The sequence below is a fragment of the Pseudomonas sp. BF-R-01 genome (assembly GCF_019946615.1).
GTDB lineage: Bacteria > Pseudomonadota > Gammaproteobacteria > Pseudomonadales > Pseudomonadaceae > Aquipseudomonas > Aquipseudomonas migulae.
The window spans coordinates 17791-29857 of record NZ_JAGYFX010000073.1; the positions used below are offsets into that span (position 1 = coordinate 17791).

General features: G+C 62.3%; 13 protein-coding genes. 9 read left to right on the top strand and 4 right to left on the bottom strand.

The annotated features are described in order from the left end of the window. The first annotated feature begins 7 nt into the window (after positions 1-7). The 9 genes from ribBA to KGB27_RS22560 all read left to right on the top strand — a co-directional run bounded on the left by ribBA (position 8) and on the right by KGB27_RS22560 (position 6482). A complete protein-coding gene (gene ribBA / locus KGB27_RS22520) occupies positions 8-1099 on the top strand; it encodes a bifunctional 3,4-dihydroxy-2-butanone-4-phosphate synthase/GTP cyclohydrolase II (RefSeq protein ID WP_008033745.1) in 1092 nt (363 codons plus the stop codon). Between the two features lie 91 nt (positions 1100-1190). After that, entirely contained in the window at positions 1191-1667 is a 477-nt protein-coding gene (ribE, locus tag KGB27_RS22525; RefSeq protein WP_003228649.1) for a 6,7-dimethyl-8-ribityllumazine synthase, read from the top strand. Beyond that, positions 1664-2164 carry a transcription antitermination factor NusB gene (gene nusB / locus KGB27_RS22530; protein ID WP_145318911.1) on the top strand — a complete coding sequence of 167 codons (501 nt, stop codon included), beginning with the start codon at positions 1664-1666 and terminating at the stop codon, positions 2162-2164. The genes ribE and nusB overlap by 4 nt, the downstream gene beginning before the upstream one ends. 27 nt (positions 2165-2191) lie before the next feature. Then, complete coding sequence (gene thiL / locus KGB27_RS22535; protein WP_223556432.1) at positions 2192-3157, top strand: thiamine-phosphate kinase; 966 nt, start codon at positions 2192-2194, stop codon at positions 3155-3157. Further along, a complete protein-coding gene (locus KGB27_RS22540; protein WP_008033735.1) occupies positions 3154-3657 on the top strand; it encodes a phosphatidylglycerophosphatase A in 504 nt (167 codons plus the stop codon). Before thiL ends, KGB27_RS22540 begins: the two co-directional genes overlap by 4 nt. A 21-nt stretch (positions 3658-3678) precedes the next feature. After that, complete coding sequence (locus KGB27_RS22545; protein ID WP_192228072.1) at positions 3679-4416, top strand: substrate-binding periplasmic protein; 738 nt, start codon at positions 3679-3681, stop codon at positions 4414-4416. 232 nt (positions 4417-4648) lie between these two features. Then, positions 4649-5266: a GTP cyclohydrolase II gene (gene ribA, locus KGB27_RS22550; protein ID WP_008033730.1), complete on the top strand. Its 618-nt coding sequence runs from the start codon at positions 4649-4651 to the stop codon at positions 5264-5266. Continuing rightward, on the top strand, positions 5263-5682 hold the full coding sequence (locus KGB27_RS22555) for a hypothetical protein (protein ID WP_008033728.1): 420 nt from the start codon (positions 5263-5265) through the stop codon (positions 5680-5682). Before ribA ends, KGB27_RS22555 begins: the two co-directional genes overlap by 4 nt. Next, on the top strand, positions 5682-6482 hold the full coding sequence (locus KGB27_RS22560) for a cobalamin-binding protein (protein ID WP_223556430.1): 801 nt from the start codon (positions 5682-5684) through the stop codon (positions 6480-6482). The genes KGB27_RS22555 and KGB27_RS22560 overlap by 1 nt, the downstream gene beginning before the upstream one ends. Positions 6483-6592: 110 nt before the next feature. Here the strand turns inward: KGB27_RS22560 and KGB27_RS22565 are convergent, their stop codons facing one another. The 4 genes from KGB27_RS22565 to KGB27_RS22580 form a co-directional block, all read right to left on the bottom strand. Next, on the bottom strand, positions 6593-8476 hold the full coding sequence (locus KGB27_RS22565; protein WP_223556431.1) for a TonB-dependent receptor domain-containing protein: 1884 nt from the start codon (positions 8474-8476) through the stop codon (positions 6593-6595). 128 nt (positions 8477-8604) lie between these two features. Then, positions 8605-10503, bottom strand: a complete 1899-nt coding sequence (dxs, locus tag KGB27_RS22570; RefSeq protein WP_223481726.1) for a 1-deoxy-D-xylulose-5-phosphate synthase — start codon at positions 10501-10503, stop codon at positions 8605-8607. A 91-nt stretch (positions 10504-10594) separates the two neighbouring features. Beyond that, positions 10595-11482 (bottom strand): (2E,6E)-farnesyl diphosphate synthase, encoded by an 888-nt coding sequence (gene ispA, locus KGB27_RS22575; protein WP_008042967.1) that lies wholly within the window; start codon positions 11480-11482, stop codon positions 10595-10597. After that, positions 11479-11721, bottom strand: a complete 243-nt coding sequence (locus KGB27_RS22580) for an exodeoxyribonuclease VII small subunit (RefSeq protein WP_007894317.1) — start codon at positions 11719-11721, stop codon at positions 11479-11481. The genes ispA and KGB27_RS22580 overlap by 4 nt, the downstream gene beginning before the upstream one ends. Positions 11722-12067 lie beyond the last annotated feature (346 nt).

Consider the following 12067-nt stretch of genomic DNA (forward strand, 5'->3'; position numbering starts at 1 on the left):
GTGCCTTGTGGCGCTCAATAGCATCGAAGAACTGGTTGAAGACATCCGCCAAGGCAAGATGGTCATCCTCATGGATGACGAAGACCGCGAGAACGAAGGCGACCTGATCATGGCCGCCGAGTGCTGCCAGGCCGAACACATCAATTTCATGGCCAAGCACGCCCGTGGCCTGATCTGCATGCCGATGAGCCGCGAGCGCTGCGAAACGCTGAAGCTGCCGCTGATGGCGCCACGCAACGGTTCCGGTTTCGGCACCAAGTTCACCGTGTCCATCGAAGCCGCCACCGGCGTGACCACCGGCATCTCCGCCGCTGACCGTGCGCGCACCGTGCAGGCCGCTGCCGCGAAAGACGCCAAGGCTGAAGACATCGTCAGCCCCGGCCACATCTTCCCGTTGATGGCCCAGGCCGGTGGCACCCTGGCTCGCGCCGGTCACACTGAAGCTGCCTGCGACCTCGCGCGCATGGCCGGTTTCGAGCCGAGCGGCGTGATCTGCGAAGTGATGAACGACGACGGCACCATGTCCCGTCGCGCCGAACTGGAAGCTTTCGCCGCCGAGCACAACATCAAGATCGGCACCATCGCCGACCTGATTCACTACCGGATGATTCACGAACGTACCGTTCAGCGGATTGCCGAGCAGCCACTGGACAGCGAACTGGGCCAATTCAACCTGGTGACCTATCGTGATTCCGTGGAAGGCGACGTGCACATGGCACTGACCCTGGGCACCGTGTGCGCGGAAGAACCGACCCTGGTTCGTGTGCACAACATGGACCCGCTGCGCGACCTGTTGATGGTCAAGCAACCGGGCCGCTGGAGCCTGCGCGCCGCCATGGCCGCGGTTGCCGAGGCTGGCAGCGGCGTGGTGCTGTTGCTCGGTCACCCGCTCGATGGCGACGTGTTGCTGGCGCACATCCGCGAAACCGCCGATCACGCAGCCGTGAAAAAACCGACCACCTACAGCATCGTCGGTGCCGGTTCGCAGATCCTTCGGGACCTGGGCGTGCGCAAAATGCGCCTGATGTCTGCGCCAATGAAATTTAATGCGATATCCGGTTTCGATCTGGAAGTTGTAGAATACGTGCCCTCCGAATAATGACCGGTTGTTCCCGGCCCTGTATTCGCGGTTCAAATATCACTGAGGGACGCGTAGAAGACGCGTCCCGGCTCTTTAAGAGAACTAACGAATGACCCTGAAGACCATCGAAGGTACCTTCATCGCCCCTAAAGGCCGCTACGCTTTGGTAGTGGGCCGTTTCAACAGCTTCGTTGTTGAAAGCCTGGTCAGCGGTGCAGTTGATGCCCTGGTTCGCCATGGCGTGAGCGAAAGCGACATCACCATCATCCGCGCACCTGGCGCCTTCGAAATCCCGCTGGTTGCGCAGAAAGTCGCTCAGAAGGGCGAGTTCGCAGCCATCATCGCTCTGGGCGCGGTCATTCGTGGCGGTACTCCGCACTTCGAATACGTGGCGGGCGAATGCACCAAGGGCCTGGCCCAGGTGTCCATGGAGTTCGGCGTTCCGGTTGCCTTCGGCGTCCTGACCGTTGATTCCATCGAGCAAGCCATCGAACGTTCCGGCACCAAGGCCGGTAACAAAGGTGCCGAAGCTGCCCTGTCCGCTCTGGAAATGGTCAGCCTGCTGGCGCAGTTGGAGGCCAAGTGATTAGCGACGAAAGCGATCGTTTCAACCCGCGCGATCCAAAGCCTGCGGATGCCGGCAAGCCATCGAAAAGCGTCAAGCGTCGCGAAGCCCGTCAGCTCGCGACTCAGGCGCTGTACCAATGGCACATGGCCAAGCAATCGCTGAACGAAATCGAAGCGCAGTTCCGGGTCGATAACGATTTCAGCGATGTCGACGGCGCCTACTTCCGTGAAATCCTGCATGGGGTTCCCGCGCAGAAAGACCGTATCGACGCCGCACTGACACCTTGCCTGGACCTGACCATCGAAGAGCTGGACCCGGTTGAACTGGCGGTATTGCGCCTGTCCACCTGGGAACTGCTCGAGCGCGTCGACGTGCCTTACCGCGTTGTGATCAACGAAGGTATCGAACTGGCGAAGGTCTTCGGTTCCACCGACGGCCACAAGTTCGTCAACGGTGTACTCGACAAGCTGGCCCCGCGTCTGCGTGAAGCTGAAGTGAAGGCGTTCAAGCGCTGATTGGCGCTTGAACTCTTTGTCTCAGCCATGGGCGAGTTTGAGCTGATCCGCAATTTCTTCGCCGCCGCGCCTTGTGCGCAGGGCGGCGAAGGCGTTGCCCTGGGGATCGGCGATGACTGCGCCTTGCTCGCTGTTCCCCCCGGGGAGCAGCTGGCGATTTCCACCGACACGCTCGTGGCCGGTGTGCATTTCGCAGACCCCTGCGACCCGTTTCTGCTCGGTCAGCGTTCGCTGGCCGTGGCCGTCAGCGATCTGGCGGCCATGGGCGCCACTCCCGTTGCCTTTACCCTTGCCCTGACCTTGCCGACGGTAACCGCCGATTGGCTGGACGCCTATGCCCGTGGTTTGAACCGCATGGCGCAGAACTGCGGCGTTGCGCTGGTGGGGGGCGACACTACCCGTGGGCCGCTGAGCCTGACCATGACCGTGTTCGGGCGTGTGCCAAGTGGTTTGGCGTTGACCCGCAGCGGTGCGCAACCAGGCGACCTGCTGTGCGTCGGCGGTGAGCTGGGCAACGCCGCCGGTGCCTTGCCGCTGGTGCTCGGTCAGCGCACGGCTGAAGCCGCCATCGCCGATCCGCTGCTGGCGCATTACTGGTCGCCACAGCCGCAACTCGCGCTGGGCCAGGCGTTGCGCGGTAAAGCCACCTCGGCGCTGGACATCTCCGATGGCTTGCTCGCCGACTGCGGGCACATCGCGCTCGCGTCGAGGGTCGGCATTCAGGTTGAGCGGGACCGCTTGCCGCTGTCGAAGGCCCTAGTGGCCTTCCTCGGTCAATCGGGCGCCGAAAACGCCGCCCTGAGCGGTGGTGACGATTACGTACTGGCCTTCACCTTACCGTCCGTCGAGTTGCCGGGGTTGCTGGCAGATGGCTGGCCAATCCATGTGATCGGGCGCGTGGTCACGGGGCAGGGCGTTGTGCTGCTGGATGCCGCCGGACAAGACATCACCCCGCAAGCACGGGGCTATCAACATTTTCGGGAGACACCGTGACAGATCATCCCAAACAGGTTCCGGCGGAATTCGTACCGCCGTCGGTCTGGCGCAATCCCTGGCATTTCCTGGCGTTCGGCTTCGGCTCGGGCACCTTGCCAAAGGCACCGGGCACCTGGGGTTCGTTAGTTGCGCTACCCTTTATTCCGTTGTGGCAGATGCTGCCCGACTGGGGTTACTGGCTGATGCTGGGCATCACCATGCTGTTCGGCTTCTGGCTGTGCGGCAAAGTGGCCGACGATCTGCGGGTGCACGACCACGAAGGCATCGTCTGGGACGAAATGGTCGGGATGTGGATCACCCTGTGGCTGGTGCCGGAAGGCTGGTACTGGTTGCTCGCGGGTTTTCTGGTGTTCCGCTTCTTCGACATCCTCAAGCCGTGGCCGATTCACTGGATTGACCGGCATGTGCACGGCGGTGTCGGGATCATGCTCGACGACGTATTGGCCGGAGTGTTCGCGTGGTTGGCGATGCAGGGGCTGGTATGGATTTTCGCCTGAGTGGCGGAACAGGGAACTAGGATGGCTCGACGCTGGTTGGCTGTGATGGGTTTCGCACTGTTTGCTTCGCTCGCCCAGGCGGGGGAGGCAGTGACAACGCCATCGGTGATTCATCTGGCCAGCGAAGACTGGGAAGACTACACCGCCGCCGATGGTCATGGCCTGGGTTGGGACGTGTTGCGCGAAGTCTTCGAACCGGTCGGCGTCAAACTGGATATCAGGACCGAACCCTACATTCGCGCCATCGGCCTGGCGCAGCGTGGCGAAGTGGACGCCTGTGTCGGTGGTTATCGGGATGACGTCAGCGACCTGCTGTATCCGCGCTGGAATTACGACACCGATCACATCTACGCCCTGGGGCTGGCCAGCAATCCGGTGCCGACGCCGCAAACGCTGGGCAACTACCGGCTGGCCTGGGTCCGGGGTTACAGCTTCCAGAACTACCTGCCCAACGTACGTCGCTATAACGAGGTGATGCGGCGCACCGGCATTCTGTCGATGCTGACCCACAACCGTGCCGACTACTACATCGACGCGCTGACCGAGGTGGATTACGTGCTCCGCTGGACCAAGGATCCGTCCCAGTTCCGGCGCACGCACATCGCGGAATTGCCGCTGTACCTGTGCTTTGCCAATACGCCCAAGGCACGAAAACTGATGGCGCTGTTCGACCAGCGAATGGACGTGCTGGTCAAAAACGGCCAGTTGAAACCGATTTTCGAACGCTGGAAACAGCCGTATCCGTTCGACCCGAATTGAACACGGCCTTTGTAGGAGCCGGCTTGCCGGCGATGACGTCCGTTCAGTCGAAAAATATGTCGGTTGACCCACCGCTATCGCCGGCAAGCCGGCTCCTACAGGTTCTGATGTGGGGCTGTGATCAAACTTTTAGATCGTTATGCTCCATAATTCAGCCTAAGCGTCTGTAGGAACCTGCTGTTACAATGCCGCGTCTGCGAATCTCCAGTACTTATTGATCAGGAGCACACCGGTGCCTGTCGTTTTTGTCGCCGCTTCCAAGCTGCCAACGCCTTTTGCGCAATTCACCATGCATGGCTTTCTCGATGAAGAGAACGGGCGCGAGCACGTTGTACTGAGCCTCGGTGAGTTCGACGACGGTGCCCCGGTACTCGGCCGCTTGCACTCTGAATGCCTGACCGGCGATGCCTTGTTCAGCCAGCGCTGCGACTGCGGCTCGCAACTCGAGGCTGCCTTGCAGGCCATCGCCCGCGAAGGCCGTGGCGTATTGCTGTATTTGCGTCAGGAAGGCCGTGGCATTGGCCTGCTGAACAAAATCCGCGCCTATGAATTGCAGGACGGCGGCGCCGACACCGTTGAAGCCAACGAGCGTCTGGGCTTCGCCGCCGACCAGCGCGACTACGCCATGTGCCTGCCGATGCTTGAACACCTGGGGGTAAAATCCCTGCGCCTGATGACCAACAACCCGCGCAAGGTCAAAGCCTTGACCGACATGGGTATCGTCGTCGCCGAGCGCGTGCCGCTGCACACTGGCCACAATCCGCACAACAAACTCTACCTGGCCACCAAGGCCAGCAAGCTCGACCACATGATGGGCAACGAGCATCAGGGTGAGGTAGACCGGGCGTGACCCGCGGTCAAGTGCGGCGCCGACTGTCCGTCAGCTGGTGGCAATACCTGGCGCTGGCCCTGCTGCCGCTGTTCGTGATCAACGGCGTGTTTGGCCAGGGCGAGGCGATCCTGCCGGTGCTGGCGATGCCGCTGTTCATCGCCGGTGTGGCCTCGATGTTTGTCAGCCTGAAGTTTTTCGGTGGCTACAAACACGCACTGATCGCCACCCAGAAAGCCCTCGATACCCCTGAAGAGCCCGCCGCGTGGATTGTCTTGGCTGCCAAGCGCCGCACTGCGTTTCTGGCCGCCGGTTTACCGGCCTGGATCGGTGCGTTGGCCGTATTCGTCGGTCTTGAAGCGGTGCCGTTGGTGCTGTTGGCGCTGTCGACCACGGTGCTGTTCTACCTCTACCGTATCCCGCGTCAACTCGGCTGATGCGCCGCATCGGGCTGGCGGTTTTGCTGCTGGCCGTCAGCAGCCTGACCTCTGCGGTCGAGCGCGTCGTCAGCCTCGCGCCGTCTCTCTCTGAAATCGTGGTTGAGCTGGGTTCGGCTGATCTTCTGGTCGGCGTACTGGATGCCGGCGATCGTCCAGCTGAACTCAAAGACCTGCCTTCCGTTGGCCGCTACGGCCAGTTGGACATGGAGCGGTTGCTCAGCCTCCAACCCGATTTGTTGCTGCTCTGGCCCGGCAGCGTCGGCTCGGCCCAGCGTGAACAACTCAAGCGCCTGAACATCCCCACGTACGTCGCCGACCCCCACACTCTTGACCAACTGACCGCGCAAATCGAGGCAATTGCCACGCAGCTCGGCCGGCCCGAGCGAGGCGCGGCATTGGCCAGCGGCCTGCGTCAGCGCCTCGATGCACTGCGCCAGCGCTATCGGCGGGATGAACCGCTGCGGGTGTTTTATCAGGTCTGGGATCGTCCGCTGTACACCGTCGGTGGCGGGCAGATCATCAGCGATGCACTGGACGTGTGCGGCGCGCGCAATGTGTTTGCCGACCTGACATTGCCGGCGCCGCAGGTCAGCGTGGAGGCGGTGTTGCAGCGTAATCCCGAGGTGATTCTGGCCGGTGATCAGGCGCAGCTGGAGGCGTGGAAGGCGTGGCCGCAAGTGACGGCGGTGGCGCAGGGGCGATTGCGGATGGTGACGGATAAAGGGCTGGAGCGGCCGAGTGGGCAGATGATCGAGGCGACGGCCAAGCTCTGCCAATTGATTGCGCCCGATCGTTAAACCGCGGCGCCACCTTCGCGGGCAAGCCTCGCTCCTACAGAGGATCACGGTGCTTTGTAGGAGCGAGGCTTGCCCGCGAAGAGGCCCGCCCGAACACCGCAAATGTCAGATCAGATCTCCGGCGTCCAGGTCACCCCAAACATCCACGCCCGACCTTCTTCGCGATACCCATACTGACTGCCCTCATGGCTGTACAACGCCCGGCTGTAACCCTTGTCCAGCAGGTTATCGACCTTCAGCTCAAGCTTGATCTCACGATTCAGCTCCCAACTGCTGCGCAGTCCCAGCAGCGCATACCCGCCTAACGGCTGCCGATTGTCCTCATCGTCAAAGCTGCTGCTCACCGCTTGCCAACTGGCGCCGAGACCCAGTCGATCAAACTGTCGATCCAGATCCAGGCTCAACGTCCGCCGTGCACGACGCGCCAGGGTGTGCCCACTGTCGCGATCCCGCGGGTCGATGAACGCCACGCCAAGGTTGCTCTGCCAACCGAACAGCTCCTGCTTCAACGCCGCTTCAAACCCGTTGATCCGTGCCGAGGCGACGTTCTGTGGGCGGTTGTTGCTGCCGAAGATAATCGCGTCCTTGAGATCGGTGCGATACAGCGAGGCTTCGAGGCGGCTGTTTTCGGTTAGTTGACTGCGCCATTGCAGCTCGTAGCTTTTCGAGGTTTCAGGCTTCAGGTCCGGATTGCTGAAATCCGGGTAATACAAGTCATTGAACGTCGGTGCGCGAAAGCCTTCGCTGTAGGTCAGCAGTACATCGTTATCCGGGTTCAACGGCAGGGTGAAGGTGCCGCTCCAGCTGTTCTGGCTGCCGAACTGCTGGTTCTGGTCGCGGCGCAGGCCCAGTTCCGTGGAAAAGCTGTCGGCCTGATAGCGATGCTGGATAAATGCCGCGCGGTTCCAGCGGCTGTCCTCGTCAAATGCGGTGCTGCTGTTGATGCGGTCTTCGTACCAATCACCGCCGAGGATCAGGCTGTTGCGCGCGTCGAGCGTCAGGTCGTTCTGCCAGTTCACCGAGTCTCGGTAGGTGTTGAACACGCTGCGTTCATCGCTGAGCTTGTCGAAGGTCTGCTCGCGGTTTTCGCTGTGGCCGAACTCAACGCGGGTTTTCCACCGGTCGTTGATGCGCGCATCGAGGTAACTGCTGAGGCTGCTCACCGTGAATTCGTTGTAAGGCTGCTGCTGGACCGATTCGAAGGTGGTGGCATCGAAGCGGCCGAACGGGTTGTCGAACGCGCTTTTGCCACGGTTATCCAGCAGGTTGGCGCCGATTTCGAGGTCATCGGTGAGGGCGTGACTCAGGCTCAGGCTCACCGACTTGTTGCGATACTCATCGTGATCACCATCGCTGGGGTACGACGCGTGGGTGCGATTGATCCCGGCGGTCTCATCGAGACTGGCGCCCAGGTTGAAGCGGGTTTGCTCATCGCCACCGGACACGCCAAGGCTGCGCTCCCAGGTCTGGTTGCTGCCAAAACCCATGTGCAGGCGCGGTTGCAGGCCTTGTTCGGCGCCACGACGGGTGAAAATCTGGATCACCCCGCCAATCGCATCGCTGCCATAAATCACCGAGCGGGAGCCGCGCAGCACTTCCACGCGCTCGACTTGCTCGATGTTGATGTGTTGCAGGTTGCTGTCGCCGGAAGTCGAGTTGCCGATGCGTTGACCGTCCACCAGCACCAGGCTCTGAGCGGATTTGGTGCCGCGAATGTAAACCCCCGGCAAGCTGCCGCGCCCACCGGTCTGCCCGACTTGCACGCCCGGCACGCGACGCAGCAGATCGGTGACGCTGCCCGGTTGCAGGCGGTCGATGTCGTCGCGGGTGAACACGGTGTTGGCGGCGCTGCTGTCGTTGCGCGCTTCGACCTGGCGGTTGGCGCTGATCAGTACGTCGGGCAGCTTCAGGGCTTGATCGCGTTCGAAGGTGTCGGCCAGGAGCGGGCCGGACGGCAGAAGGGTCAGCGTCAGGGCGAGGCGGGAGAGTTTCATGGGTAATCCGTAGCAAACACGGGACTTGTAGGCGCGAGGCTTGCCCGCGAAGAGGCCATAACATTCAACATTTATGTTGACCGTTAGATCGTCTTCGCGGGCAAGCCTCGCTCCTACAGGGGGAGGGGTTACTGAGCTAGCAGTTGCAGGCGTTCGCGGATCGAGGCCTCGATCCCGGCCTCGTCCAGCCCGCACTCGGCCAGCATTTGCGCGGGCTTGGCGTGTTCGACGTAAAGGTCCGGCAAGCCCAGGTGCAGCACCGACTTGAGGATGTTCTCGCGGGCGAGGAATTCGCTGACCGCGCCACCGGCACCGCCCATGATCGCGTTCTCTTCGATGGTCACCAGCAACTCGTGGCTGCCGGCGATTTCGCGAACCAGCTCTTCATCCAGCGGTTTGACGAAACGCATGTCGACCACAGTGGCATCCAGCGTCTCGGCGACTTTCAGCGCCTCGGCCAATTGCACGCCGAACACCAGCAGGGCGACTTTGCTGCCCTGACGGCGAACCACGCCTTTGCCGATTTCGATTGGTTGCAGGTCTTTCTCGATCGTTGCGTTCGGGCCGTTGCCGCGCGGGTAACGCACCGCCGCCGGGCCGTTGTACAGATGGCCCGTGGTGAGCATTTTGCGCAGTTCGTTTTCGTCGCTCGGGGTCATCACCAGCATGCCGGGGATGCAGCGCAGGAACGACAGGTCGAAACTGCCGGCGTGCGTCGGGCCGTCTTCGCCGACCAGACCGGCGCGGTCGATGGCGAACAGGACGTCGAGGTTTTGCACCGCCACATCGTGAACAAGCTGATCGTAGCCGCGTTGCAGGAACGTCGAGTAGATCGCCACCACCGGTTTCGCGCCTTCACAGGCCATACCCGCCGCGAAGGTGACGGCGTGCTGTTCGGCAATCGCCACGTCGAAATAGCGCAGCGGGAAACGCTCGCTGAAGGCCACCAGGTCGGAGCCTTCTTTCATCGCCGGGGTGATGCCCACCAAGCGTGGGTCGGCCGCGGCCATGTCGCACAGCCATTCGCCGAACACGCCGGAATACTTCGGACCGCTGGCTTTTTTCGGCGCAGCGGCCGGAGCGTCCAGCGGTTCGAGTTTGGTGATGGCGTGGTAACCGATCGGGTCGACTTCCGCCGGGGCGAAGCCTTTGCCTTTCTTGGTGACGATGTGCAGGAACTGCGGGCCTTTGAGATCGCGCATGTTACGCAGAGTGGCGATCAGGGTCGGCAGGTCGTGGCCATCGATCGGGCCGATGTAGTTCCAGCCCAGCTCTTCGAACAGCGTGCCGGGAACCAGCATGCCTTTGGCGTATTCTTCGGTGCGACGGGCGATTTCCCAGGCGCCGGGCAGGCGCGACAGGACCTTTTTGCTGCCTTCACGCATGCTCGCGTAGGTGCGGCTGGAAAGGATTTTCGCCAGGTAATTCGACAAGCCGCCGACGTTGCGCGAGATCGACATGTCGTTGTCGTTGAGGATCACCAGCATGTTGGCGTCCACTTCCGGCGCGTGGTTCAGCGCTTCGAACGCCATGCCGGCGGTCAACGCGCCGTCGCCGATCACGGCAATCGCCTTGCGATCACTGTTTTGCAGGCGGGCGGCAATGGCCATGCCCAGCGCTGCGCTGATCGAGGTGCTGGAGTGGCCGACGCCAAAGGTGTCGTACTCGCTCTCGGAACGACGCGGGAAGGCGGCGACGCCATCCTTCTGGCGCAGGGTGCCCATGCGCTCGCGACGGCCGGTGAGGATCTTGTGCGGATAGGCCTGATGACCCACGTCCCACACCAGCCGGTCGTCCGGGGTGTCGAAGACGTAATGCAACGCGATGGTCAGCTCGATGACGCCCAGGCCGGCACCGAAATGCCCGCCGGTCTGACCGACCGTGTAGAGCAATTCCAGGCGCAACTCATCGGCCAGGGTTTCCAGCTCGGCTTCGCCTAACCGGCGCAGGCCGTCCGGCGTGTTGGCACGGTCGAGCAGGGGCGTGGTCGGGCGCTTGCGGGGAATCTCATGAAACGTCGTGGGCATCAGGCGAATCGTTATAGGTATAGAAGAGGCGGCAGTTTACCTGATGCATCGGCCCCTGCCCACGCGTTGCTCTTTTTTGGCGGATACGCTGTCAGCTGCGCCGTTCGACGATATACCGGGCCAAATCGCGCAATGGCTCGGCGGCCGCGTCAAACGGTCGCAGCGCGTGCAGGGCCTGATCGCGCAGTTCCAGCGCGTAGGCTTTGGCCGCATCGAGGCCGAGCAGGGCCGGGTAGGTCGGTTTGTCGCGCGCGATGTCGGCGCCCTGGCGTTTGCCGAGGGTTTCGGTATCGCTTTCGACGTCGAGAATATCGTCCTGCACCTGGAAGGCCAGGCCGATGGCCTGTGCATAAGTCTGCAAGGACTTCAGTTCGTCTTTCTCGGCACGACCGCTGGCGAGGGCGCCGAGTTTGACGCTGGCCTCGATCAGCGCGCCGGTCTTGTGCCGGTGCATGTATTCGAGGGCTTTCTGATCGAGCTTCAAGCCGACCGAGCCGAGGTCGATGGCTTGACCGCCGACCATGCCGGCCGGCCCTGCTGCCAATGCCAATGCGCTGACCATTTGCAGGCGGATCTCAGCGTCCGACGAGCTCAGGCGCGGGTCGAGCAGGGCGCTGAAGGCCAGGCTCTGCAAACCGTCACCGGCGAGAATCGCGCAGGCTTCATCGAATTTTTTGTGGGTGGTCGGCTGGCCGCGACGCAGATCGTCGTCGTCCATCGCCGGCAAATCGTCGTGCACCAGCGAATAAGCGTGGATCAGTTCCACCGCGCAGGCAGCGCCGTTGGCTTGCTCGGGCTTGCCGCCCAGCGCTTCGCACGCTGCGTAGGCCAGCAGAGGGCGCACGCGCTTGCCGCCGTTCATCACGCTGTAGCGCATGGCTTCGTAGAGCCGCGCGAGTTCCGGGCTTGGTGCGTTGAACAGGGTTTCCAGTGCCGCGTTGACGCGGGCCTGGCTCGTCGCCGAATACGCTGCAATCATTCTGGTTGATCCGCGTCGAAGGGTTCCTCGGCGAGTTCGCCATCACGTTCGAGCAGCACTTGAACCTTCTGCTCGGCCTGGGCCAGCGCTGCCTGGCAATCACGGGTCAGACCGATGCCTTGCTCGAAAGCCGTCAGCGAGTCTTCCAGCGACAGTTCGCCGTTCTCCAGTCGCTCTACCAGCGTTTGCAGGTCGGCGAGGGATTGTTCGAAATCCAGTGCAGCTTTTTTGCGGGCCATGGCGGCGATTTCCGGTTGACGTTAAACCGGCGCGACACTAGCAGACATGGGGGTTATGGGCAAATGAGGGCATTGTTTGTTGTGCGGTTGGTTGGGGGGATATCCGTTTTTGCGGTAACGGCTTCTATTGGTTCCGCCCTTACGGCGGGTCACTTGGAAGAGCCCCAAGTAACCAAGGGCTTTTGCCCCTTTCGTTCGGTGCCTCGCTGTGGCTCGGCATGCCCTCGCTCCGGTCCTGCTCCGTGGGCCCGCCGCGATCGGCCATCCTTGGCCGTGCGCGGCTAACCCGGCATCCATGCCGGGTTGCCCACTGCGCAGAACCTCCACTCGGCCTCTCGAGGGGGCG

Bases quoted from the DNA above. Each gene is read 5' to 3' on its own strand.
- ispA (WP_008042967.1), bottom strand. From the start codon at position 11,482: ATGATTGCAGCGTATTCGGCGACGAGCCAGGCCCGCGTCAACGCGGCA.
- KGB27_RS22560 (WP_223556430.1), top strand. From the start codon at position 5,682: ATGCGCCGCATCGGGCTGGCGGTTTTGCTGCTGGCCGTCAGCAGCCTG.
- KGB27_RS22545 (WP_192228072.1), top strand. From the start codon at position 3,679: ATGGCTCGACGCTGGTTGGCTGTGATGGGTTTCGCACTGTTTGCTTCG.
- thiL (WP_223556432.1), top strand. From the start codon at position 2,192: ATGGGCGAGTTTGAGCTGATCCGCAATTTCTTCGCCGCCGCGCCTTGT.
- ribE (WP_003228649.1), top strand. From the start codon at position 1,191: ATGACCCTGAAGACCATCGAAGGTACCTTCATCGCCCCTAAAGGCCGC.
- dxs (WP_223481726.1), bottom strand. From the start codon at position 10,503: ATGCCCACGACGTTTCATGAGATTCCCCGCAAGCGCCCGACCACGCCC.
- KGB27_RS22580 (WP_007894317.1), bottom strand. From the start codon at position 11,721: ATGGCCCGCAAAAAAGCTGCACTGGATTTCGAACAATCCCTCGCCGAC.
- KGB27_RS22565 (WP_223556431.1), bottom strand. From the start codon at position 8,476: ATGAAACTCTCCCGCCTCGCCCTGACGCTGACCCTTCTGCCGTCCGGC.